This window comes from uncultured Dysgonomonas sp., assembly GCF_900079725.1.
Classification (GTDB): domain Bacteria; phylum Bacteroidota; class Bacteroidia; order Bacteroidales; family Dysgonomonadaceae; genus Dysgonomonas.
In genome coordinates, this window is the sequence record NZ_LT599032.1 from 288,736 (window position 1) to 313,514 (window position 24,779).

The window sequence follows — 24,779 nt, forward strand, 5'->3', positions numbered from 1 at the left end:
CTCATTTTCTCTTACTGGCAGCAATTGTTCTGTTACTCCATTTGTTCATGGCGAATATACCTTTCTTCTTATAGCGGATATCTTCTACCAGATAGAATGCATCAGCATCGAAGCGGGTAATCATTGCCACCACTTCATCGAGAGACTTACGGCTGATAACTATCTCAATAATATGTACCTGAGAGACGGCACCTTCACCTTTTACGAAGGTTGCCCCTATATTTTGTTTATTGAGATCTTTTATCAATTCCGGAACATCTTTCTTTGTATACACTCTCAATAGCTGATAGCCGAATGCGATACGGTTCTCAACCAATATTCCCACATAGTTCCCGGCAGCGTATCCGGCAGCATAGGCCACATATGCTATGATACTGTTGGCATGAGCAAATATCTGAGATATAATTACCACCCAGATGAATACTTCGAAGAAACCCACGATAGGAGCCTTATATCTTTCACCTTTCGATACGAAAATGATACGTAAGGTACCAAGGGTTACATCACAAATACGGCCGAAAAAAATCATCAGGGGCAATAGCCAGGGGTAAGTTTCGAAAATTGTAAACATGATATACAGCTTTTACGGGTAAGAATATATAAGAGCATCTGCAACTATAAAGATACGGAATAATCGCCGTATAAGCCAATATTTCTATACCATTGTACTATTTTACATTTACAATGTGGATTCAAATACCTTATTTTGCAGTATACAATTATTCTTTTATAATACAATCGCATAGGTATTTTAGGTTAATATAAGGTTTGGATTAAAAGATAAGGCTGCACCGGGATGGATGCAGCCTTATCCTTTTCATTTACAGCAATCAGTAATTAGCCTATTTTCTAATTAAAATATGTGGTTAATATTTCCTTATATTTCTTGTCGCGACGGATATTATTGAAATCCTCATCGGCTTCGATACGTTTTTTGTCCAACACATCCATTTTTATGGGATATTGCTTTACAATAGATTTCTCGAGCCATTTGTGAGCTTCTTCTTTTTCTTTAGCAAGGGAATAGTAACATGCCAGATTATAGGCAGCCGATTGGCTTCCTTGTTGTTCTGCCTTCAAGTACGATGATACCAGCTCTTCCCCGTATTTAGTGTGATCTTTCTCCATTTTCCCCAAACGCAAACATGCAAACCCCTTTCCCGTATTAGCATCAAGCGAATTAGTATCCAGTTCCAGCACCTTATTATATTTCTCAATAGACTGCTTGTAAAGTTCTGCATCATTTTTGTCCATAGCCAACTTCAGCAAAGTTTGTCCCCAGACCAGATAAGCCTGTATGAAACGGGGATTCACATCTACTGCCTTCTGCAATTTGTCGAAGCATTCTTCATACACGCTGTCGTCTTTTTTAAGGTTGGCGTAGAAGATAAGTGCTCCTGCCCACAGCCCGTACACTTCGGGCGATTGTTTTAGCTGTACAGATTTATTGAACTTCTCGAAGCTCATTTCATACAATCCCGTGTCGGAATCTTTCTCGGCACGCTTCATAGCCAAAAAGCCCCATATGGCATATAGATCGGCGTGCGAAGGAGCGGCCTTTACTGCTTCTTCCAATATAGCTGATATTTCGTCCATACTACCACCTTCGGCTTCCTTACCTACAGCCATTGCAGCCAGCGATTCGGCTCGCACTTTATTTTCCGTTTCCTGAGCATATGACGAGAGACCAAAGGAGAGTAAAAGGACAAAAAATAGATGTTTCATAATGAGCAAATCTATATTAGAAGGAGCAAATATAGGTATTATTTCGTATATTTGTTAAAATGTTAGAGGACATAAAATCTGTTACTTTACAGAACAGAAGAACGGGTAGTTTTTAGATATATTACATTTACATTCTTTTTTTACAGCTACCAATGTATCTCATTCCCTCCTTTCTGATAAATATAAACGAAAATTCAGCTATATGAAAGTAATAAAAATAGAAGAAATGGAATTTCAGTTACAAGTAAAAAATCCCTTTATTGTATGTTTCCATCACAAAGATCTTTTCCCGAAAGGAAACGGAAAAATGGAACCCGCTTATTATCTCGAAAGCCGGAGAATCGGTGAAGACTTCGACCACAATGCCCCGTGGCGTATGTATTATGGTGACACTGTCCCGGGATTTCCTGTTCATCCTCACCGCGGATTTGAGACAATAACGGTAGTAACAGAGGGTTTTGTTGACCATTTCGACTCCAAAGGCTCTAAAGGCCGTTACGGACAGGGCGATGTACAGTGGATGACGGCGGGAGCCGGTATTCAGCATTCCGAGATGTTTCCCATACTATCCGAAACCGAAGATAATCCGATGGAACTCTTTCAGATCTGGCTCAACCTGCCCCGAAAAGATAAATTTGCAACCCCTGCTTATAAAATGCTTTGGAACGAGCAAATCCCCGTTATAGAGGAAAAGGACGCAAATGGACATATAAGCAACATAAAAGTGATAGCCGGAAACTATAAAAATATACAATCGCCCGACCCCTTGCCTGCATCCTGGGCTTATAATAAAGATAATCATGTAAACATATGGCTGATAACGATGCAGCCGGAAGCAGAAATCACCATTCCGAAGGCATCGCCAACACTCAACCGTATGCTTTACCTCTATGAAGGTAGTGAAATGGACATAGAAGGGCAACAGCTTACTGTAAACCATTGTGCCGAACTTAACGGGAATGAAAATATCGTATTGAAGAACGGCACAATCGAAAGTCGGTTATTACTACTTGAAGGTGAGCCGATCCGTGAGTCGGTAGCGACATATGGCCCTTTTGTGATGAATACCCGAAATGAAATAGAACAGGCAGTTGCCGACTATGAGGCTACACACTTCGGCGGGTGGCAATGGTATAGCCCCGGGCCTGTAAATAAAAGTGGAGACGGACGTTTTGCCGATTATGAGAATGGCAAACAAGTGGAGAAACCTTGAGATTTTTGAAAGAATAAACTATACAATAACAAAAAATGAAACAGCAACTATTAGTAGACATGGACGGCGTACTGGCCGACGTATATTCCCAGTTTCTCAAACTCGAGTTTGAGGAGCTGGGTATAAAACAATCTTTGAAGGATCTGGAAGGGGTATTGGAAATGAAAGCATTTGCCTATGCTGAAAAATATGTACGTACAAAAGGATTTTTTCGCAATGCGCCCACTATAGAGGGAAGCGTGGAAGGATTGAAATACCTGAACGACAAATACAACATGCTGATAGTATCCTCGGCAACTGAATTTCCTGACAGCCTGAGTGAAAAACTGTACTGGCTCAACGAGCATTACCCGTTCATAACATGGGAACAGATGATTTTTTGCGGCAAAAAGGATTCAGTAAAAGGAGATATTATGCTCGACGACCACTTCAAAAACCTTGACTACTTTGAAGGAAAAACGGTATTATTTACGCAGCCGCACAATGCAAAGATGGATAATGGGAGGCATATAAGGGCTAATAACTGGAATGAAGTAGTGAGTATACTATAAGCAATTTTAGGATTAGAAACCTATAATACAAAATTTATGAAAAAACCAATAATAGCGATTCTTCTTACATGCTGTTTATCTGCAAGCCTTTCCGCACAACAGAGGAGTAGGCACGAGATTACTTTAGGTTACGGTATGGGCACTACAAGTGAACTGCTGGATGCCTTGACTGATATTATAGTATGAGGCATCACAGTTGGAACAACCTCATCAGACGACACTTACAGCGGTGCATTCCACATTGGATACAAATACAGTATTACCGAAAGACTTTCTCTTGGCGGGACTTTTCTCTACGAAAATGGAAAATCTGACGCATATTTTAAGGGCAATAGAACAGGAGAATTTAATAGGAATTATTATACCTTTGCCGCCGAAGGAAAGGTTAAATACCTGAATAAGAAAAACCTGGCACTTTATGGACTATTTGGTACAGGAGCCACCATCTACGAACAAAAATTTACAGGTAACGATAATACTACGGATAAAAATAGTAATTTGCATATCAATTTCCAACTCACCCCTATCGGCATACAATTTGGCAAGAATATCGGGGGCTTTGCAGAATTGGGTTGCGGATATAAGGGTATTATCAGTGCAGGGATCTTCACCAGATTCTGATTTCGGAATTTAGGTATATATTATAAAGCGTAGACAGATCCTACACTTTTATTTTTACTGATCTGTTTTTGAATCTATGTAATACCCCTTATTCCCTTCATTGCTCACATCATCCTCATCTTCATCCTTCTCTCTATTCTTGTTTTCCAGATATAGTTCTTCATAATCTCTTGTATTCAAAGAGTTAGGAACTACATGCACATCAAATTTTATTTCGGCTTTATCCAAGGTTGTAAGATTACCATAAAGAGTAACGTAATGCTCCACATATCCAATATTCTTGGTGGTATTGTATTTCAATATCAACTTACCTTCTTTTCCCGGAGGAATAGCTTCAATAGCAGATTTGTCAGGTACCAGACAGCCACAAGATGTAAAAATATCTGATAACATAAAAGGTACCTCCCCCACATTTTTTATTACAAAAACCATATCCAGTTCGGGTCCTTGAAGAATCGGGTAATAATGTCTGTTATTATCTACGATTTCCAAAGTTGTCTTTTTATTTTTAATATCCACACAAGCTGAAATACCAGTAGCCAGGATCAGGATCAGAATTATATAGCCTTTTTTATACATTACAAATTGGGATTTTAATTCAATACAGTAATCTCATCACAAGCAATGATACTCTTTGGAGCCTGCTTACGAATAAATTTTAAATCGACATTTTTAGTTCCTACCAGATTAATGTCCATAGTGTATTCTGCGATATTTCCAAAGACCATTATTTGATTGGAATAAATTTCTTTGACTATCTGGCCATCTAGACTTACGAGTATTTTTTCGGGTGGATATATACCATGTCTCTCATTACTCAAAAACCGCAATTGTATTGTTTTTGCCCGTTGTAGATTCTCTGCAGAAAAGCTAATGTGCATATCATCCGTACTGCTCAGATACCATCCTTGGTGATAATCCATGGCAAAGCCCGGCACACCATTATGCAGTAAATCTGTTTTTTCAAAGCCTTCGTCAGGTTTTGATAATAATTTGACAGATACATCCATCAAGGCATTTGTATAATTACCTTTAGTCATTACCTGTTTCCATTCGGCAATATAGTCAGATAAGGCTCCGTCTGTTTCTTTATAATTAGTCAGGTTTGAAAATTGCGGTGCGCCTTCCAGTGTTTGTACAAAAGTATCTATTTCGGGTTTAACCGTTATTTTATCGCCTTCTTTTACAGCAAATCCAAGATCATCGTACCCCTTTACATAAGCTATTTGCAAACGGGTATAACTGAGTGCCGTATAAAGTTTCTCCAGTTTTCTCTTTTCCAGATCTTTTGTATTTGGAATTACTTCTTTTAGGGTATCATAGAACTCGATAAATTCATCTGTATCAAAATATGAATTCATATTTTCTTTCATACTTCCATACATATTATAAGCCTTCTTCTTTGCATAAAAAGCATGCTCTAACTGCAAATAATAGTCGGAAAGAAGTTTATGACTTTCCGGGTATTTCCTCTCAAAGAATTTCCTGCAAAGGTCATTTACATCTATATTTACATCCATCATAAGCGCTTCGCAAACAAATGTCTTAACATCATTAAACGAGGAATAATCATATCCGCTTGCATTAAGAAAAATTCCCTTTACGCCCAATTCTTTAAAAAACTGAAACTGCTTCTGTAAACCGAGTAAGACTGGTATAGGGGTCAAATAATCATCAAAGTTGGCAGCATAGTCCCACAAATATATATTGGGAGTTTTTTCTTTCCATGTATCCAACCGATCTATAAATTGTTTTGTTGAAGCCTTCTGCATATCTGGTTCTATCCCCTTTGGCAAGTCGATAGTACTAAAGAATACACCTGCATTATCTGGTAATTTATCAGATGGTGTTTTTGCTGTTGTCCTGTAAGCCGTTGTAAAAAACTGGTGTTTAGGAAAACGCTCAGCAAGCTTATGTATCAGATTTGCAACAGCCGGAGTTGCATTATCCGGCGTATTTCCCAGTTGAGTACATGCAGGACAAGTACATACCAAATCATTATCTTCGGGCATAATCATAAAACGATACGTTTTCTTATTTCCCACACCATAATTTTCGGCTATGTAATTACTTAGAAACTCGAAAAGTTCGGGTGATGAAAAAGAAAATTGTGATTTATTCCGCTTACCATTTACGAGTGCATATATATTATCACTCTGATTTCCTTTCATTATCTTAGACAGATTATGTCCCCATAACCCCCAATCCGTTTCCACATTATTAGCACCGATAATAGGAGAATGCTCGTGCCTCAGATTCGGAGCAAAATGGGGCTCGCGGTATGTAAAATCGAAATCCTTACATTTAGAGTCAAAATTGATTATTGCAGGAGGTAGATCTTCGGCAGAGAAACGGTTATCTTCTTCGGCAATATTATTTATCAACTGATAGACTATCCATAATGCGGTCTCGTTATTGCGTACCCGGATATGTAGCTCATTGATTGTATGCTCGATACAATAATCATTTTCCAAATCAGCAGCTACTTCGAAATGGATATTCTTGGCTCCCAGGGGGATATCACCGAGCTGTCCACCCTTTTTTAAAGAGACAATAGATTTGGCTTCTGTTCTTTTCGATAAATGGCTAAAAAGATATTCACCCCAGCGCTCACCAGGCGCATCTTCTTCGTAAGTGATAATATAACTCTCAGCTTTGAGCGGTGGTTGAGTATTTGCTGAGCAACCTGATGCCAATAGCATGATTAGCAATAGGTTTATATAATAATTAAAATGCCACATTAATATTGAAATTTAGATTATAAAGATTTCTATAATTAGTATCATTTGCTTTGAAGTTATACCATGTGCCCAATAGTCCGGCAGAAACTGTCTTTGTTATCATATGTCCTATACCTGCTCCTACCATGCTATTTGTTACCGAAAAACCATTATATAGCTGGTAATTAATTATATCAACATCAGGAGAAGAACCCACACTAGCCACTGCTGTAAGATAACTCTTAGGTGAGGAAAGATAGTATCGTACATTTGCAGAGAGACTATACAGCCATTCACTTTGAAAAACGAAATTATTGAAGCGAACATTCACTCTCCATGATTCCGTATCTTTGGTCATACCGATTACAGCATTAGAAAGACTTTCCTTGTCTTCCAATTTTCTATATCCTACTCCAAATTCAGCCTCTATTCCGCTAAAAATATTAAGGTCCCGGTATATGGATGCACTCAGAGCTACTTTTGGGAAAAATTTATTAGCGAAGCCAACATCTATCTGACTGCGAGTATGCTGATTCCATTCTCTGTACCATTCTCCCTGTACCTGAATACCTTTACCTAAATCACGCCCTGTATAATTTATTCGCCCTACATAAGTATTGGCTCCGGCATAACGACTGTAATCTATTGTCGCAACCGAACTAACTGCATTATTATCATCACCAAAGCTATTACGCATATAATAGACTCCAACTTCATTGCGATAGCTTTTATATTTAAGATAATTCAGATGTTGCCTGAACTCTCCTATTTCCATCGCCGACGGATCATAAAACGATTGATAATAATAAGCCGAATCGAAACGGTGTATACTTTCCCACGCCAATCCTTTCATATATTTCAATGATTTGTTTGCAGGCGAATAATATAGAGCAGTATCTATTACAGAAAGAGCCTCTTCAATCCTTTTATCTTTAATGAGATTCTTACTGTAATCTTCAGATAATTGAATGAATGCATTAACGAGATCTTTATGATATGGATTTTTTATCAAACTCTCGTGAACGTCATTGTAAGTTTCCGCATATAAATCAGTATTCTGAGCTTTAATGTCTGCAAGTTTTATTTTGAAAAAAATATCATCAGGAAAAGACATATATCCTTTCTCTGCGTATAATTGTACATCATCCATTTTCTTTCTGCTATACGACACGTTTACAGCATAATGCAATGGCAAAGAATTAGAAGTATCATAGGTTATCCATCTTTCTATATATTTCATGGCATCGTCGAAAAGATACTGTTCATTTAGCTCTTTTACAATCTGTGTAAGCATATCAGTATACCCTCCTATATATTTGGCCTTGTATTCTCCATTAGTCATATCAATAGCTTGCTCATAAGAAGAAACAGCCATAGGATAACGCTGTTGCTTATAGTAAATGTCTGCTTGTTTCACAAGTATATCAGTTATGTTTGTTCCCTGACTTTTCAGAATATCCAGAATATTCAGGGCATTACTATAATCACCCATACCCATGTAAGCATTATATAGAATGTACTGCGCATTTCTTTGCGTTTCTTCATCTCCATATTGTCTTACCAGATTCAGACTGGTAATAGCCTCTGAATAGTTATTATCTGTCATTTTACTTTTTGCATCGGCTAACATAATATTTACATAAGCTTCACGTAAAGAAGAATCTTCAGGATATTTTCCGAAAAGCTGCTTTGTGACAGCTATAACACGTGTTGTATTCCCCATCCGGTTATGCACCATTAATTCTTTCATTGTAAGAGATTTGGACTCTCCTTTTACTTTTTTATACTTATTGAGAATACTCAAAGCTTCCTCATATTGAAGATTAGCTATCGTACTATTAAATACATAATTGAATGCTTCTTCATTCCCCGGGTTATGTTCCAGAACCTTTCCATATAAAGTCGCAGGATCATTATTTCTTGCCTCCTCGGCAGCCTCTTCCAAATAATAATTGTATTGCTGCTGCAGAGTTGCTGGATTGCCCTTTTTCATTTCCTGTTGCAAAAAAGATAATAATTCACTGTAACGCTTTTGATCAGCAAGAAAACTTGTTTTTTTATCAATAAATGACAGGTTTCCGGGAAACTTATTAAGCCCTCGTTGTGTAAAAATCATCGCATTGCTCTGATCTCCGGCTTTTAAATAGTCATTAATCAGATCTAAGTAATATTCTGCATTTCCGGGTTGTTGTTGTACCAGTTCTCTACTCAAAGATATTGTTTCGTCCAACTTCCCTTCCTTTCTTCGGGCATCAGTTTCCAGTTCGATATGATAACGCAGATCTTTCTGTATAATACTATCGTTAGGATATATCGTGCTGATGCGTTTACGAAGTCGGTTAGCATCGGCCGCATAACCCTGAAGCTCATATAATTGTATTTTTTTTTGCCATAAACTTGGCTTATATGGAGTAATTTCAAGCAATTCATTTATATAACAGATAGCACTGGAGTAACGTCCCGATTCTGTTTCTACATTTATAAGTATCTCTTTGGCACTTACATTATTGGGATTGTATTCCAATGCCTTATTTAGTTCATAGCGTGCTTTATCATGCAGTTTAAGATGCTCATAATACTTTCCGGCAAGCATCCTCAGATCAGATTCTTTGGGATATTTCTCAATTCCCTCGTCCATAATATTCTTCCCTGCATCCCAATTATCCTGATCAAACAAATCTTTAATTTGCTTAGCGTAATTACTTTTTTCGTCAGAAAGTATCAAAGTTTGGGCTATAATACTTCCACAAGGAACTATTACAAGTAAGAATATAGATAGAATCTTAAATAAAGTATTCTGAGAATGTATGTATCTTTCTTTTATATGTCTTGCCATTATAATATGCTATATATTGCCTTTGTTATTTTATATATTGGATTCCGGAGTAGTTTCGTTAGGAGTGGGTGTAGTAGTGCTTTTAGCAAACCCTTGCCTGGTCATTGAACCCCATTTGAAATCTTTCTGTGTGAGATATTGCCAATATCCACGAAGTGTAAAAATGACGATAAGAGGATGGTAAACAAAAGCTTCGAAAGAGGAAAAAACAATAAGCTTTATATATTCGCTTATATTATTATACCATTTCTTCACCCACAAATCTAATCCTACTGTTATAAGAGACATAGTTATCCCTGTCAGGAAAACAAATAGTAGCATCAACCAGAAAGTATTGAAATTGATATGCCCCGTAAGGAGTAAAAAAATCATACAAATTACCCCTGTAAATTCAATTATGGGAGCAAAGAATTCAAAGAACAAAGCATATGGAGTCACGGTGAGACCGACTCTTCCATATTTACGATTAAACAAGAACCGGCGATGTGTTATAAAAATCTGCAATAATCCTCTACCCCAACGAGTCCGCTGTCTATTCAGTACTTTTATAGTAGACGGGCCTTCCGTCCAACAGCAGGTATCGGGAATCTGAACTATGCGGTATTCCTTTTTAATGCTTCGCATATATGCAGCTATACGAAGTGTCATATCCATATCTTCTGCATGTGATTTTGGATCGAATCCTCCGGTATTGATTACTACAGATTTATTGAATAGTCCGAATCCTCCGGAAACATTAGGTATTGCATTCACAACAGACCAACCCATCTTTGAAACTAAATAAGAGCGCAGATATTCCGTTTCCTGAAATGTAGGAATAAGTGCTTTTGGCGGTTTTACACGTGTTAGTACCCCATTCTCAACCTCGCAGCCGTTCGACATCCGCATCGTGGTCCCAACAGCGATTACAGGTATTTTAGAATCCAACACCGGCAGAATGACTTTACTCAAAGTATCGCGAGCAAGGATTCCATCCACATCCGTATTGATAATATAATCATATTTAGCCACATTTATTCCGGCATTCACTGCATCGGCCTTTGTTCCTCCATTTACCTTATCTACTACGGTCAGTCTTTTAAATTTGGGATTTACAGATTTGAAAATTCGTTTTACAGGACGACAACGTATTTTTTCGATATATGGAAAATCAACTTCCTCCAAATTAAAATTTTTGATCAACAAATCCAATGTATTGTCTTTACTTCCATCATTTACAACTACAACTTCGAATGTAAGGTAGTCCAGATTCAATAATGAGTTTACGTTGTCTATAATAATAACTTCCTCATTATAAGCAGGAGCTACAACCGAAATGCCAGGTACTCTTTCAAATCCGATCTTAAGTAAATCTTCTTCTTCTTTCGTATACTTAATTTTCGACTGGGAAATGTTATAATAAGCCAACAATGCTAATGTCACATAGGCTGCAGTAATAGATAAAGCATAAAAAAAGATCAGGAATTGGTAAATGGAAGCAATATATTCTAACATATCTGATAAATTTAAGCTATGGATTCATTGGTTTCTATTTCGGTTTGTTCTGCGTTTGCAAATACGGATTTGCGGAAGATATTCGTTGTCACATCTTTTAGCCTTAGGTAGGTCTCTTTTCTGCAATCTATTAAATAAATATTACGGACAATTTTTATAAACAATTCATCATCTGATGTTTGATTGTATATCACTTCAAGAAACGCTAGAGCTTCAGGAGTTGCAAATTGCCCCATAGCATTGATTATACTAGCCTGCACAAATTCAGGATTTGAATCATAATTGAGAGTAAGAATAGGTACAGCTTGTGTATATTTCAAAAGCCCAAGTGTTTCGGCAATACTAGCCTTTATTCTGAAACTCTTTGTATTTTGATACAATTCGAGTAATTGCGAAGCACTTCCCGCCTGTTTAAAAAGCCCTATCTCCTTTATCAGAAAACATTTATAAGCTTCATTCTGTGCAGTATTTACCCAACGGATCAATAATGGCAGCGACTTGAGCTTAGCCCTTTCTTTAAGAGAAGCATGTATCCTTATTTCATCCAAAGGATTGAGGTCTCCATCAAAATCTTCTTCCAGGAATTTAAAAGCATCATGCGATGCAAAACGTATATGTTCCGATTTTGCGTATTTGCGTAAATTCGAATTGAGGCCTTGAACCTTATTGGCTAAAATGCTACCCGGTATGTTAATACCAAGGCTATCCAGCATTCTTAAAGCTTGCATATTTTTTTCGAGGCTCTTGTCCCTTAAGTTTTCTTCCCAAAAACTAATAAGCCCCAAAGCATCTATTACCGCTAAATAATTGTTCACATTTATTTTTTCTATTTTTTTTTCTTGCTTTATTGATAAAATAAGTTGGGTAATATCTACTTTTTCCCACTTTTTGAAAGAAACGTTTTCTATCTCCAACTCAGACTTTACAGCGTCCGGATAAGTATTCAATGTCGAGAAAAGGATATCCTTCAGTTTGATGGTATATTTTTGTTTGACTTGTTCAAAGTGCTTCTTCTTCCTTTCTAAACTGTATGCTAAATAAATAAACCTGAATAAGGAAACGATATAAAGTATTGCTAATAAAATAACAAGAGTAGATACGATACGGATAACTATCGGAAAACCGATAAACTGGGAATCCCAGTAATAGATGTAAAATCTGACTGTATCAAATATTTCTTCCATGATTAAAACGATCAAACAGAGGTTTAGTATTATTTAGATTTTTTAGATGATCAACAAAAAACATATCAGATTGATACATTTCGTTACCGAATGAAATCCAGCTGCTTGATTCATAAAATTTCAGTCGCATTGTGAATTGTTAATTATTGTTTTATATTTATTTAAACAATGAGATTGAAATTATGTTTTACATTTATTAAAATAAATTTTAATTAACTACGATTGAAAAAAAAACGACAAAAAAGCAGTTTCCATCTATCGGTTAACTGATAGATGGAAACTATTTTGAAGCAGAAAAGACTCTTCCCCCTTAACAATCTGGCTGTAAAGATTAATTCCGGATTTTTATCCTATATATGTGCTAATTCAGATTCCTTAATATTCTGCATCTTATTAAGAAACTCATCTATCAGTGGCAAAATAGCTTCCGCTGATGATTCATTATAACATAATCTTTCCAATGGGCACCATCCGGTCTTATCCCGGTTCGAAATGAATGGCACTACCCGCTTAAAATCTGCTTCGATAGAGGCCTCCCTCAATAAAATCAAAGCTGAAAGGCTTATAATATCTGTATATAATTGGTCTATACCTCCCAGAATCATTAAAGCGGCAGCAGCCTTGCCTACTACCTTATCTGCAATAGAAGCACCTTTAAGAAATCCCGGTTTATTCTTTACCATATCGTATAAATCAGATACACCACGCTGGGTGAATGTGTATGTTTCATCATAGTTTCGTACAACGCAGGAATAATCCCCATCGTGTAATATTTTAATTAACTCGTTCATTTTGCATTTATTTAAAAGTCTATCTTTTGTTTTAATTGCTCTGCATACAAATCTATCCGGCGCATTTCATTTGGTATATCAATAGTCTGTGGACAATGGGGTTTACATATCTCGCAACCTATACAATGGCTCGCCTGACGAAGTTTAGGTACATTCCTGTCATATCCGATAAGAAAAGCACGGCGTGCATCTTTAGAACTTTCGTCTTTAGAACTTTTCAGCCGCTTACCAGCGCTAATAATACGATTGTAGTGCCCAAATACACCGGGTATATCGACTCCATACGGACAAGGCATACAATATTCACATTCAGTACACTGCACATATTCGTCATTCATCATAATCTCTGTTACCTTATCCAGTGAATTATATTCTTTTTCTGTTATAGGGTCGAGAGGCGAGTAAGTACGAATATTTTCCTGTAGGTGCTCCATATAGACCATCCCACTTAATACTGTAAGTACATTTTGAGGAGTACCGGCATAACGGAAAGCCCACGATGCAGCACTTTCTTCGGGACGTATTTCTTTCAATAGTTTCAGTGCCTCTGAACTCAAACGGGATAGACGCCCTCCCAAAAGAGGCTCCATTATAACGGCCGGAATATTTCGTTTCTCAAGTTCGGTCAAAAGATATTCTGCATTGGTATTCCAACCGGAAGCATGTAACCAATCTATATAATTCAGCTGTATCTGAACAAAATCCCAATGAATTTTACCTTCATCCTGTTGAGACAACAGGAAATCAAAAGCTTCTATATCGCCGTGGAAAGACCATCCCAGGTTACGGATACGACCGACAGCTTTTTCTTTTACCAAAAAGTCTAACATTCCATTATCATAGAATCGTTCCATAACAGCTTTCATTCCTCCCAAACCTATAGCATGCAACAAATAATAATCAATATATTCAACTTGTAGATTTTCTCTCGATTTTTCATATAATGCTTTTGATCCCGCAAATGTGCGTAATTTCGGGTCTTCTCTATGTGTCGACAATTTGGTTGCAATAAAGAATTTATCTCTCGGATGACGTTTCAGGGCAATACCCGTCGCTACCTCAGACCATCCACGAACATATGTAGGAGCCACATCGAAATAATTAACTCCATGAGCAATGGCATAATCGACCAAGTCATTGACTGCGTCCTGATCAATCTCTTCTCCATTCCCATCCGGTTTTTGACGCAAAGGCCAGCGCATACAACCGTATCCAAGTAAAGACACTTTATCTCCGGTATTATGATTGATACGATAAGTCATCTTGTCGGTAGGGACTTCACCTATTGCCCCTCCTTCGGCAGTGATTGTATTATTCGGTTTGCATCCGTATATAGCTGCTGTGGTCGTTACTGATGCAGTTCCTAATGCTTTGAGAAAATTCCGACGGTTTATATCTTTCCTATCTTTATTTTTCATAATATTCTGTTCTTATATTGAATGATGTCTTACATTTCCTTCCACATAGATGGCACTGAAAGGGCGTGCCGGACATAAATTTTCGCATGCTCCACAACCAATACAGAGTTCTTTATCAATAACAGGTATTTTTAGAGAGTCACTGTAACCCGGATCACGATCGGCTAAAGCAATAGCCCCTGTAGGACAATGACGCTCACAATTATTACACTGTACTTCATCTGAATTTATTACACAATTATCTTTAATCCATACAGCCAAACCTATTGATATAGCCGATTTGTATGCTGAAGTAATAGGTGTTATTGCTCCTGTGGGACATACCTGTGAACATTCGGTACATTCCGGACGACAATATCCTCTTTCATACGATATTTCAGGTTGCATGAATGTTGCCAGTTTATTCGATGGACTCAGTATATTGTTTGGGCAGGCTGACACGCAAAGCTGACACGCCGTACAATGATTTTTCATATTTGCGGCACTAACAGCTCCAGGTGGAATTAGAGGAATTTTCCTTTCCGGCTTCTTTTTGTCTTCAATTTCTGCCAATCCTCCATCTACATGTAATTGTTGTGCTCTCACAGTACGCGATATCGCCATCATACCTACTAATGATAATAAATTGCGACGGGTAAAACCTTTCTCATTATGGCCTGTATCAGCAGCATTGTCTATTACATCAAGCGTTTCTTTTTTATGTTTGATCTTTACATATCTATATTTCATGGCACCGGCCCTGCATCTCTCTATGCAATTGAAACAAGTAACACAACGGCTATAATCTATATTCTTAGCTTTTATATCAATGCAGGAAGATTTACAATTACGAGAGCATGCTCCGCATCCATTACACTTTCCTTTATCTAAAACCGGCTTAAACATGGAGAATCCTGATAAAACACCCAAAATAGTACCTACCGGACAAATGGTATTACAATATATACGACCGTTACGCCAAGCCAGTATAGCAACTATGATCAAAGTAACTGCTGCTATACCAAACGTAATCCATCCTTTTATCCATACCTCTGTGGAGTAGAATGAATAGCTGTCTGCCCTTTCGGCAAACCAGGCTAATAGGTTATTTCCCCATCGATACACCGGAGCAAAGGCATTGGAAGCTATCCGCCCGTAAGCAGCATAAGGATCCAGTAGTGAAACAACCACACTAATACCTAATATCATTGAAAGAACAAACAGACCAAGTATAATGTAACGCAGCCACAACTTAGCAGATGAATATTTGAAGCGATTTTTCTTACCTTTTCTATTTCCAGCTATATGTGATATTCCATCCTGAAATATACCGAGGGGGCAAATTACAGAACAATAAAGTCTGCCGAAAAGTAATGTAAGTAATACTAATCCAACTATGACTGATAGATTGACTGCTAATATTGCCGGAATAAGCTGTATCTCTGCCAGCCAGCCAAACCATCCGTGAAGTACACCCGTAAAGTCTAGAAACAATAAGGTTGTCAATAGAAAGAAGATACCTGCAGCTATAACCCTGATTTTTCGTAGCATATTTTTCTTTTATGAAATGTAATTATTTAGTACTGATGAATATGGTTGATTATTTGACCATATCCAAGTCCTTCAACCATACTTTCACATCCGGCATAGAGCTACTGACAGAGCCGCCACGTACCGGAAGTCCTTTGAGGACAGTTGCTTTCGGTGCCAGTTTTTTTATATCTGCTACACTCGATCCGAGACGACTTCCTTCGTGTGTGATAAAAGGAACAATGGTTTTGCCTTCAAAATTGTAACTATCGAGAAATGTCATTACCGCTGGCGCAATTGTATTCCACCAGTTAGGAGAACCCAGATAGATAATATCGTATTGATCGAAGGCTTGTACTTTGCTTTTCAGCGGAGGCCTGTATCCCGATTGAAGCTCTTTCTTAGCCTGCGTAGTTACATCGTTGTATGCAGATGGATAAGCATCTACAGTTTCGATCCTGAAAATATCACCGCCTACATTCTTTTGTATATGTTCGGACAAAATACGGGTATTTCCATTTCGTAAAGAATAATAAGCTATCAGTACTTTTTTTCCTGATGCAATTGTTTGTGCCTGTAATTTATTACTCATGCCTATACTCATAATCAGAATTGCTAATATTAAAACTTTGATTTTCATGCTATTCAAATACTTAATTATTTGATACAAATATATCCAGATAGCCAATCTTTAACTATTGCAATTCAAACCATCACTTGTTCAAATCAAACAAATTACACTGAATACTTATTGAAGCCGGAATAAAACTGTTATCTTTGAAGCCGAAACCAACATTATCACAATTTGGCAACTATTCGTTTATATATACTGGCATAATATTAGCTTCAGATACCACAAGCTAATAGTTCCTCTCGTTTGAGTTTCGTACTCGAACTGGTATATCTGTTTAATTTATTAATTCATTACCCTTTCTGACTTAAATACACTTTGTATATAAGTTGCATATTGCTATGTGTGATATAGGGTAATATATCCCGGGAGGATTTGCCAACATGAAAAAAGCGAAACGATATACATGGGAAATATGTATACAAAATACGCCTTTATTAAAAAGAAAGTGCGCAAAATGTAATAACAGTAGCCAGTTCTATTGCAGTGATAAATTCAGAGTCAACGCTCAAAAAAAGATTATAGATGTATGGCTGATATATAGGTGTATAGAATGTGACAGTACATTCAATCTCACTATTCTATCCCGGATAAAGCCAGAGTCTATTGATAAAGAGCTATATCTAAAATTCTTATCTAATGATACAAATATAGCATGGAACTATTCATCCGATTTGGAATTGATGAAAAGGAATAATGTAGAAGTCTGCTATAAATCAATAAAATACGATATCATTCATCAAATAATATCTCTCGATGATATTATAAATATGGAGGAAGAAAAAATTGAATTTTGCATAATAACAAAATACAATACCCATCTAAAATTATCATCTGTTATCCGTCAATGTTTAAATATCTCTATTAGCAAATTAGAGAAAATGATAGCGGCTAAAATTATAGAACTACCGGAAGGTATACACTTAAAGAAATGTATAATCAAAGATCAAATGTTAATTACTTTAGACAGCCATAAGCTTAAAAACTTTATAGAGCAACTCATAAGGTAGCTTGCTTCTTATTAAACAGTTTGTAAGGAACGATGTGCGCTCGGAGATAAATTTGTATGTTTTTTTATGAAGTTGCTAAATGATGCGAGTTCTTCAAAACCTAGCCCGAAAGCTATTTCTCCGATTGTATAATTAGAATGTTGCAAAAGCTGTACACTTTCTTGTATAATACGGTTAGTTATAAGCCCTGAAGTTGTTCGTCCCGTAGTTGATTTGACGACTCTATTCAAATGATTTACGTGGACGGACAAACGTTCTGCATAATCGTTTGCTGTTTTCAGGCTAAGAGATTCGTTTGGAATATCGACAGGAAACTGTCGTTCCAGTAAAGCAAGGAATAGTTCGGCTGTACGCTGGCCTGCGTTTTTTTGAGGTATATATGTACTGATAGTCTGCATCTTCATGGCTTCATGAACCAACAGATGAAGATAGCAACGTAAGATATCAGCCTTTTGTGCATAATCTGATTTAAGTTCCTCCTGCATTTTCTGAAATAGTTCTTTAATATTGTTTACGGTATTATCGTCAAGGAAATAGATACGCTCTTTAGATATATCGAGTAATGGAGTATCAGCCAGCGAACTATGACGATCGCCTGTTTTGAGAAAGTGCTCGTTGAAAATACAGTAAACACCTCTTTCCTTGCCAGCATCAATAGCTTCCCATGCATAAGGAATCAGAGGATTGGAAAAAAGGATTGCAGGACGGTCTACCATAATCCATTTATCAGCATAGTATAATTTGCCAATATCCAGGACAAGGGCTACTTTATAAAAGTCCCTATAGCTGAAAGAGGTTTTTCCGATATTACATCTGCTCTCATTAATATCAAGGTATTCTTCCCCCTTATTCAATACAACAGGGCCAATATTATTTATCCGTTTATAAAATTCTGTAAGGCTTTCTACCATATGCTGCAGTTTGATTAGATTTTTAAATGTAATAATTTTTATTACAAAAGATAGGCATACACACGAATTGTATCCTATCTTTTGTATTTTTTTATTATTTATAGTCCTGTCGTACGTTCTATCTCCTCGGGATAACGGTCTCCGATAATAATTATTTTAGCGCTGGCTTCATTTATATTCTTCAAATCAGCAACAGTCAGGTCGATATCTGCAGCCCTCATATTTTCTTTCAAACGATGAAGTTTTGTTGTTCCGGGTATTGGTACAATCCATGGCTTTTGGGCCAATAGCCAAGCTAAAGCAATCTGAGCTGGAGTCGCACCTTTTTCGTCAGCTATCTTTTTCAGTAAATCTACAATTGCCTGATTAGCCGCAAGAGCTTCTGAAGTAAAACGTGGTAGAATATTACGAAAATCACCTTTTTCGAAAGTAGAATCAGCATTAAAATTTCCTGTCAGATAACCTTTTCCGAGAGGGCTGAATGGTACCAGACCAATCCCCAATTCTTCTAAAGTGGGAATAAATTCCTCTTCGGGACGTCTCCACCATAAGGAATATTCGTTCTGAACTGCCGTGACGGGTTGTATTGTATGGGCACGACGAATCGTTTTCGCTCCGGCTTCCGACAGCCCGAAGTGCTTTACTTTACCTTCCTGTATCAAATCTTTCACGGTGCCTGCAACATCTTCGATAGGGACATTGGGATCTACACGGTGCTGATAAAGCAAGTCTATATAATCTGTCCTTAATCTTTTTAAAGATTCTTCCACTACTTTACGAATATGATCAGGGCGGCTATTTGTCCCGGATTGTTTACCGTCTGCTATATTAAACCCGAATTTGGTGGCGATAATAACTTTATGTCGAAAAGGACCTACAGCTTCTCCAACTAATTCTTCATTAGCATAGGGACCGTAGATCTCTGCGGTATCAAAAAATATTTCACCCATATCATATGCAGAACGAATCAATGCAATCATCTCAGCCCTATCAGGCAGAGGCGTATAGCCAAAACTCATCCCCATACATCCCAGGCCAATGGCTGAAACATCCATACCATTACCTAATCTTCTTATATTCATACTTTATATTTCATTTTTATTATTAATAGTTTCTCTCCCGTTGTCCCGCAATATTAATATTAGAAACAGCAGAGTCAATCTCTTTTATTTCATCAGGAGTCAGTTTTATATCTATAGCCCTCAGGTTCTCTTCCAGATGTGAAAGTTTTGTAGTTCCCGGAATAGCTACAATCCATGGCTTCTTTGCCAGCAACCAGGCTAATGCGACTTGAGAAGAGGTAAGACCTCTTGTCCTACCGAAGTTATAGAGTACATTAATTATTGGTAAATTAGCTCTCATGGCTTCAGGAGTAAATGTAGGTGATGTTGAACGATTATCATTCTCCTGATCGAATTTGGTAAATTCATTAAGACTACCACTAAGATATGCTCTGTTTATCGGACTATAGGGTACAAAGCCGATTCCAAGTTCTTCAACGACAGTAAGTACTTCTTCTTCAGGTTGCCTCCACATTACCGAATATTCACTTTGAATAGCTGTTAATGGCTGTTCTACATGGGCACGACGGATAATCTGTCCATTAACCTCGCAAAGTCCATAATGCAAAACTTTACCTTGACGGATTAGATCACCAACAGTTCCGGCAACATCTTCTATAGGTACATTCGGATCGAGCCGATGCTGATAGAGTAAATCAATCCTATCTGTTTTTAGCCTTTTAAGTGATTGATCAACTACTCGGCGTATATTTTCGGGACGACTATTCAATCCAGACGAAACATTTCCCTTAAAATTGAATCCAAATTTAGTACAGATCTGAACTTTATCCCGAAATGGGAGAAGTGCTTCCCCTACCAATTCCTCATTACTAAATGGGCCATAAACTTCAGCTGTATCAAAAAAAGTGACACCATATTCAACTGCGTTGCGAATCAATGCAATGTTCATTTCTTTACTCGGATGAGCACTTCTGTGATAACTCATTCCCATACATCCCAGACCAAGGGTGGAAACCTGCATGCTGCTTTTTCCCATACCAAGTGTACGACGTTGATTCATAGCAGATAAATTAAAATTAGAATTTGATTCTCTGATTTGCTGAGCCGATGCAATACTATTCAATGCAGGCTGTAGGCAGATAGCTGCTCCTAAGGTTGCCCCAGTCCTAAAAAAATTACGACGGCTCAATTCTTTTGGTTGATTCGAATCTGATTTCCTCTTCATATTTCGCTTCTATTGTTATTATACAATACAAATTTAAGGCATACAAGTATTATCAATTTTCGCCAATCAAACTATTAGTTGTTCAAATCAAACATAATCACGTTAAATAAGTTATCTCACAACCCAAAATAAGCCTGAGATAAATGGATTTATTACAGGCTTATTTATCTATATATATGAGCAGGTAGAATCTGAACCTATCGGCTTTCGTCCTTTGATAAATTGAGTTAGGGGTTAAGGTTTTAAAGCAGGGAAAAAGTGTTACATATGTTACTTTTTAACTGGTAGTATGTTTTAGTTATAAGCCGTTGGTATTTGTTTTTTGGTAAAGGCTAATTAGCTCCGCTGACTGCTGGTTGTTACCTTTTAACAAGTAGTAAGTATTGAGTAATAAGTTGAAAGTTATATGAGACACGAGGTACAAGTTGTTAACTGCTAACTGTTGACTGTTGACTGAAATATGTGTTACTTTTGTTACTTTTTAGATGAAAGTCTTCGGGGATACTGATATTCATCGGTATGGTTTCTGCGATATCCTACAGTGCTTAATTCCGTGGGGGCATGTACTCACAGAGCGACAACAACAAAAAAGTCCCACACTATATCTAGTGAAGGACTTCTCTTCTTAAAACGGCGGTAACCTACTCTCCCACTTGCGCAGTACCATCGGCACGACCGGGCTTAACTTCTCTGTTCGGAATGGGAAGAGGTGGAGCCCCGGTGTTATAACCACCTGAATGCTTTTTATAGTGGATAGTTGATAGTGGACAATGGTTTATATGTAACTGTCAACTCTCAATTTTCAACTATATTGACTGATGTAAAAGAGTAAGTATTGTTATGATTATTGTCTAATATAGCAAACCTCTGGTTTGTTGTTCGGTGCCAGTTTACTACGGTGAGTCTACTGGCACCATTGAAAGCGTCCGGGCAATTAGTACTACTCGGCTATGACATTGCTGCCTTTACACCTGTAGCCTATCTAGGTCGTAGTCTACAACCACCCTTAATGGATATCTTATCTTGAAGTCGGCTTCGTACTTAGATGCTTTCAGCACTTATCCAATCCGGACTTAGCTACCCGGCGATGCTCCTGGCGGAACAACCGGTAGACCAGGGGTCCGTCCAACACGGTCCTCTCGTACTAGTGTCAGATCTCCGCAAATATCCTGCGCCCACGATAGATAGAGACCGAACTGTCTCACGACGTTCTGAACCCAGCTCGCGTGCCACTTTAATGGGCGAACAGCCCAACCCTTGGGACCTGCTCCAGCCCCAGGATGTGACGAGCCGACATCGAGGTGCCAAACCATTCCGTCGATATGAGCTCTTGGGAATGATCAGCCTGTTATCCCCGGAGTACCTTTTATCCTTTGAGCGATGGCCATTCCATACTGAAACCACCGGATCACTATGCTCTAGTTTCCTACCTGATCGACTTGTGGGTCTCTCAGTCAAGCGTGCTTATACCATTACACTCTACGAACGGTTACCAATCGTCCTGAGCACACCTTTAGAAGCCTCCGTTACTCTTTTGGAGGCGACCACCCCAGTCAAACTACCCACCATACACTGTTCCTGCATCCGCAGGTTAGATTCCAAACAATTAAAGGGCCGTATTTCAAGGTTGGCTCCACAAGTACTAGCGTACCCGCTTCATAGCCTCCGGCCTATCCTACACATCAAGTGCCCAGAATCAATGTAAAGCTATAGTAAAGGTTCACGGGGTCTTTTCGTCCCATCGCGGGTAATCGGCATCTTCACCGATACTACAATTTCACCGAGATCACAGTTGAGACAGTGTCAAGATCATTACACCATTCGTGCAGGTCGGAACTTACCCGACAAGGAATTTCGCTACCTTAGGACCGTTATAGTTACGGCCGCCGTTTACTGGGGCTTCAATTCAATGCTTCTGATTGCTCATGACATCTCCTCTTAACCTTCCAGCACCGGGCAGGTGTCAGGCTATATACGTCTTCTTTCAAATTTGCATAGCCATGTGTTTTTGTTAAACAGTTGCCTTGACCTATTCTCTGCGGCCAGCCGTGAAGCTGGCACCCTTTATCCCGAAGTTACAGGGTCATTTTGCCTAATTCCTTAACTGTGAATCGCTCGAGCGCCTTAGTATTTTCAACCCGACTACGTGTGTCCGTTTGTGGTACGGTTGCTATATAGATTAGCGTTTAGCGGTTTTTCTAGGCAGTCTGTTTACCTGCATTATCTACGCTCCCGAAGGATTGTAGTACTATCAGTTTCAACTCTCACGGCGGATTTGCCTACCGTAATCAACGTCTACTTCCTTTAACCAAGTAATCCGTCACTTGGCAGCAGTGTCACTCCTGCGTCCCCACATAACTCTAGATAACAGTACCGGAATATTAACCGGTTCTTCCATCGGCTTCGCCGTTCGGCTACACCTTAGGGTCCGACTTACCCTGATCCGATTAGCGTTGATCAGGAAACCTTAGTCTTTCGGCGAGGGGGTTTCTCACCCCCTTTATCGTTACTTATACCTACATTTGCTTTTCTACACGCTCCAGAAAGGCTTACGCCTCGCCTTCAACGCTGAGTAGAATGCTCCCCTACCGATAATATTTTATCCCATAGCTTCGGTAACATGTTTATGCCCGATTATTATCCACGCACGACCACTCGACTAGTGAGCTGTTACGCACTCTTTAAATGAATGGCTGCTTCCAAGCCAACATCCTAGCTGTCTTAGTAGTCATACTTCGTTAATTCAACTGAACATGTATTTGGGGACCTTAGCTGATGGTCTGGGTTCTTTCCCTCTCGGACATGGACCTTAGCACCCATGCCCTCACTCCCGGTATTAACTTATGCCCATTCGGAGTTTATCTGGACTTGATAGGCGGCGAAGCCCTCGCATCCAATCAGTCGCTCTACCTGACATAAGTAATTCGCCGAGGCTGCACCTAAATGCATTTCGGGGAGTACGAGCTATCTCCAAGTTTGATTAGCCTTTCACCCCTACCCTCAGGTCATCCGAAAGCTTTTCAACGCTTACCGGTTCGGTCCTCCATTTGGTGTTACCCAAACTTCAACCTGCCCAAGGGTAGATCACTTGGTTTCGCGTCTACTCCTACTGACTAAAGCGCCCTGTTAAGACTTGCTTTCGCTTCGGCTGCGTACATCTTTGTACTTAACCTTGCCAGTAAGAGTAACTCGTAGGTTCATTATGCAAAAGGCACGCCGTCACAATTTAATGCTCCGACCGCTTGTAGGCACATGGTTTCAGGGTCTCTTTCACTCCTCTGTTCGAGGTGCTTTTCACCTTTCCCTCACGGTACTGGTTCACTATCGGTCTCTCAGGAGTATTTAGCCTTACCGGATGGTCCCGGCAGATTCACACAGGATTTCTCGTGTCCCGCGCTACTCAGGATACTGCTAGGCTTCGGATATGATTCGTATACGGGATTATCACCCTCTATGATCGTTCTTTCCAAAACGTTCTACTTCAAATCGTTCTTGCCACAGCGCAGTCCTACAACCCCGGTATTGCCTAAACAATACCGGTTTGGGCTCTTCCCATTTCGCTCGCCACTACTTTGGGAATCATTTTTATTTTCTTTTCCTACGGGTACTTAGATGTTTCAGTTCCCCGCGTTTGCTCACTACATACATAGTGTAATATCCTCTTCGGATATTGGGTTGCCCCATTCGGAAATCCACGGATCAAGGGTTATTTGCACCTTCCCGTAGCTTATCGCAGCTTATCACGTCCTTCTTCGCCTCTGAGAGCCTAGGCATCCCCCATGTGCCCTTTCCTACTTTCTTTTTTTCTATCTAATAAACTCCCCGAAGGGGGCTTATTAGCAGGGTTTGATAGATTATATCATAATCTAACTTTACTTGCTCTTTTTTTACATCATGTCAAAGATCGTTTTTCTAATT

General features: G+C 38.6%; 17 protein-coding genes and 2 rRNA genes. 3 read left to right on the forward strand and 16 right to left on the reverse strand.

Annotated features, from left to right (window positions below):
• Position 1 precedes the first annotated feature (1 nt).
• Together QZL88_RS01165 and QZL88_RS01170 are read right to left on the reverse strand one after the other, a co-directional pair.
• Complete coding sequence (locus tag QZL88_RS01165; protein WP_296938093.1) at positions 2-571, reverse strand: DUF5698 domain-containing protein; 570 nt, start codon at positions 569-571, stop codon at positions 2-4.
• A gap of 278 nt (positions 572-849) precedes the next feature.
• Positions 850-1,725, reverse strand: coding sequence for a hypothetical protein (locus QZL88_RS01170; RefSeq protein ID WP_296938094.1), 876 nt, complete (start codon positions 1,723-1,725; stop codon positions 850-852).
• Positions 1,726-1,927: 202 nt separating this feature from the next.
• Between QZL88_RS01170 and QZL88_RS01175 the strand changes: the two genes are divergently transcribed.
• A complete protein-coding gene (locus QZL88_RS01175; RefSeq protein WP_296938096.1) occupies positions 1,928-2,938 on the forward strand; it encodes a pirin family protein in 1,011 nt (336 codons plus the stop codon).
• A gap of 35 nt (positions 2,939-2,973) precedes the next feature.
• A complete protein-coding gene (locus QZL88_RS01180; protein WP_296938098.1) occupies positions 2,974-3,489 on the forward strand; it encodes a 5'(3')-deoxyribonucleotidase in 516 nt (171 codons plus the stop codon).
• Positions 3,490-4,164: 675 nt separating this feature from the next.
• Here the strand turns inward: QZL88_RS01180 and QZL88_RS01185 are convergent.
• The 9 genes from QZL88_RS01185 to QZL88_RS01225 form a co-directional block, all read right to left on the reverse strand.
• Positions 4,165-4,689 (reverse strand): DUF1573 domain-containing protein, encoded by a 525-nt coding sequence (locus QZL88_RS01185; RefSeq protein WP_296938100.1) that lies wholly within the window; start codon positions 4,687-4,689, stop codon positions 4,165-4,167.
• Positions 4,690-4,703: 14 nt separating this feature from the next.
• The gene (locus tag QZL88_RS01190; RefSeq protein ID WP_296938102.1) at positions 4,704-6,851 is read right to left on the reverse strand and encodes a DUF4838 domain-containing protein; all 2,148 of its coding nucleotides are present in this window, start codon (positions 6,849-6,851) and stop codon (positions 4,704-4,706) included.
• A complete protein-coding gene (locus QZL88_RS01195; protein ID WP_296938103.1) occupies positions 6,838-9,666 on the reverse strand; it encodes a tetratricopeptide repeat protein in 2,829 nt (942 codons plus the stop codon). The genes QZL88_RS01190 and QZL88_RS01195 overlap by 14 nt, the downstream gene beginning before the upstream one ends.
• A 30-nt stretch (positions 9,667-9,696) precedes the next feature.
• Entirely contained in the window at positions 9,697-11,160 is a 1,464-nt protein-coding gene (locus QZL88_RS01200; protein WP_296938104.1) for a glycosyltransferase, read from the reverse strand.
• 11 nt (positions 11,161-11,171) lie between these two features.
• Positions 11,172-12,344 (reverse strand): HEAT repeat domain-containing protein, encoded by a 1,173-nt coding sequence (locus tag QZL88_RS01205; RefSeq protein ID WP_296938107.1) that lies wholly within the window; start codon positions 12,342-12,344, stop codon positions 11,172-11,174.
• A 350-nt stretch (positions 12,345-12,694) separates the two neighbouring features.
• Positions 12,695-13,135, reverse strand: coding sequence for a DUF1893 domain-containing protein (locus QZL88_RS01210; RefSeq protein ID WP_296938109.1), 441 nt, complete (start codon positions 13,133-13,135; stop codon positions 12,695-12,697).
• Positions 13,136-13,146: 11 nt separating this feature from the next.
• The gene (locus QZL88_RS01215; RefSeq protein ID WP_296938110.1) at positions 13,147-14,553 is read right to left on the reverse strand and encodes an aldo/keto reductase; all 1,407 of its coding nucleotides are present in this window, start codon (positions 14,551-14,553) and stop codon (positions 13,147-13,149) included.
• 12 nt (positions 14,554-14,565) lie between these two features.
• Positions 14,566-16,083 carry a 4Fe-4S binding protein gene (locus QZL88_RS01220; RefSeq protein WP_296938112.1) on the reverse strand — a complete coding sequence of 506 codons (1,518 nt, stop codon included), beginning with the start codon at positions 16,081-16,083 and terminating at the stop codon, positions 14,566-14,568.
• 49 nt (positions 16,084-16,132) lie between these two features.
• Positions 16,133-16,702, reverse strand: a complete 570-nt coding sequence (locus tag QZL88_RS01225; RefSeq protein ID WP_296938115.1) for a flavodoxin — start codon at positions 16,700-16,702, stop codon at positions 16,133-16,135.
• 374 nt (positions 16,703-17,076) lie between these two features.
• Here QZL88_RS01225 and QZL88_RS01230 point away from each other — a divergent pair, with 374 nt between their 5' ends.
• A complete protein-coding gene (locus QZL88_RS01230; RefSeq protein WP_296938117.1) occupies positions 17,077-17,703 on the forward strand; it encodes a DUF1062 domain-containing protein in 627 nt (208 codons plus the stop codon).
• An 11-nt stretch (positions 17,704-17,714) separates the two neighbouring features.
• Here QZL88_RS01230 and QZL88_RS01235 read toward each other — a convergent pair whose 3' ends face one another.
• The 5 genes from QZL88_RS01235 to QZL88_RS01255 form a co-directional block, all read right to left on the reverse strand.
• Entirely contained in the window at positions 17,715-18,614 is a 900-nt protein-coding gene (locus tag QZL88_RS01235) for a response regulator transcription factor (protein WP_296938119.1), read from the reverse strand.
• Between the two features lie 98 nt (positions 18,615-18,712).
• Positions 18,713-19,696: an aldo/keto reductase gene (locus tag QZL88_RS01240; protein WP_296938122.1), complete on the reverse strand. Its 984-nt coding sequence runs from the start codon at positions 19,694-19,696 to the stop codon at positions 18,713-18,715.
• Positions 19,697-19,718: 22 nt separating this feature from the next.
• A complete protein-coding gene (locus tag QZL88_RS01245) occupies positions 19,719-20,861 on the reverse strand; it encodes an aldo/keto reductase (RefSeq protein ID WP_296938124.1) in 1,143 nt (380 codons plus the stop codon).
• A gap of 628 nt (positions 20,862-21,489) precedes the next feature.
• Positions 21,490-21,598: ribosomal RNA gene (gene rrf / locus QZL88_RS01250) — 5S ribosomal RNA — on the reverse strand.
• 176 nt (positions 21,599-21,774) lie between these two features.
• A 23S ribosomal RNA gene (locus QZL88_RS01255) occupies positions 21,775-24,663 on the reverse strand.
• Positions 24,664-24,779: the final 116 nt, after the last annotated feature.

What these genes read in the sequence shown, in the direction of transcription:
- QZL88_RS01165 (WP_296938093.1), bottom strand. Translation starts at nt 571, where the DNA reads ATGTTTACAATTTTCGAAACTTACCCCTGGCTATTGCCCCTGATGATT.
- QZL88_RS01170 (WP_296938094.1), bottom strand. Translation starts at nt 1,725, where the DNA reads ATGAAACATCTATTTTTTGTCCTTTTACTCTCCTTTGGTCTCTCGTCA.
- QZL88_RS01175 (WP_296938096.1), top strand. Translation starts at nt 1,928, where the DNA reads ATGAAAGTAATAAAAATAGAAGAAATGGAATTTCAGTTACAAGTAAAA.
- QZL88_RS01180 (WP_296938098.1), top strand. Translation starts at nt 2,974, where the DNA reads ATGAAACAGCAACTATTAGTAGACATGGACGGCGTACTGGCCGACGTA.
- QZL88_RS01185 (WP_296938100.1), bottom strand. Translation starts at nt 4,689, where the DNA reads ATGTATAAAAAAGGCTATATAATTCTGATCCTGATCCTGGCTACTGGT.
- QZL88_RS01190 (WP_296938102.1), bottom strand. Translation starts at nt 6,851, where the DNA reads ATGTGGCATTTTAATTATTATATAAACCTATTGCTAATCATGCTATTG.
- QZL88_RS01195 (WP_296938103.1), bottom strand. Translation starts at nt 9,666, where the DNA reads ATGGCAAGACATATAAAAGAAAGATACATACATTCTCAGAATACTTTA.
- QZL88_RS01200 (WP_296938104.1), bottom strand. Translation starts at nt 11,160, where the DNA reads ATGTTAGAATATATTGCTTCCATTTACCAATTCCTGATCTTTTTTTAT.
- QZL88_RS01205 (WP_296938107.1), bottom strand. Translation starts at nt 12,344, where the DNA reads ATGGAAGAAATATTTGATACAGTCAGATTTTACATCTATTACTGGGAT.
- QZL88_RS01210 (WP_296938109.1), bottom strand. Translation starts at nt 13,135, where the DNA reads ATGAACGAGTTAATTAAAATATTACACGATGGGGATTATTCCTGCGTT.
- QZL88_RS01215 (WP_296938110.1), bottom strand. Translation starts at nt 14,553, where the DNA reads ATGAAAAATAAAGATAGGAAAGATATAAACCGTCGGAATTTTCTCAAA.
- QZL88_RS01220 (WP_296938112.1), bottom strand. Translation starts at nt 16,083, where the DNA reads ATGCTACGAAAAATCAGGGTTATAGCTGCAGGTATCTTCTTTCTATTG.
- QZL88_RS01225 (WP_296938115.1), bottom strand. Translation starts at nt 16,702, where the DNA reads ATGAAAATCAAAGTTTTAATATTAGCAATTCTGATTATGAGTATAGGC.
- QZL88_RS01230 (WP_296938117.1), top strand. Translation starts at nt 17,077, where the DNA reads ATGAAAAAAGCGAAACGATATACATGGGAAATATGTATACAAAATACG.
- QZL88_RS01235 (WP_296938119.1), bottom strand. Translation starts at nt 18,614, where the DNA reads ATGGTAGAAAGCCTTACAGAATTTTATAAACGGATAAATAATATTGGC.
- QZL88_RS01240 (WP_296938122.1), bottom strand. Translation starts at nt 19,696, where the DNA reads ATGAATATAAGAAGATTAGGTAATGGTATGGATGTTTCAGCCATTGGC.
- QZL88_RS01245 (WP_296938124.1), bottom strand. Translation starts at nt 20,861, where the DNA reads ATGAAGAGGAAATCAGATTCGAATCAACCAAAAGAATTGAGCCGTCGT.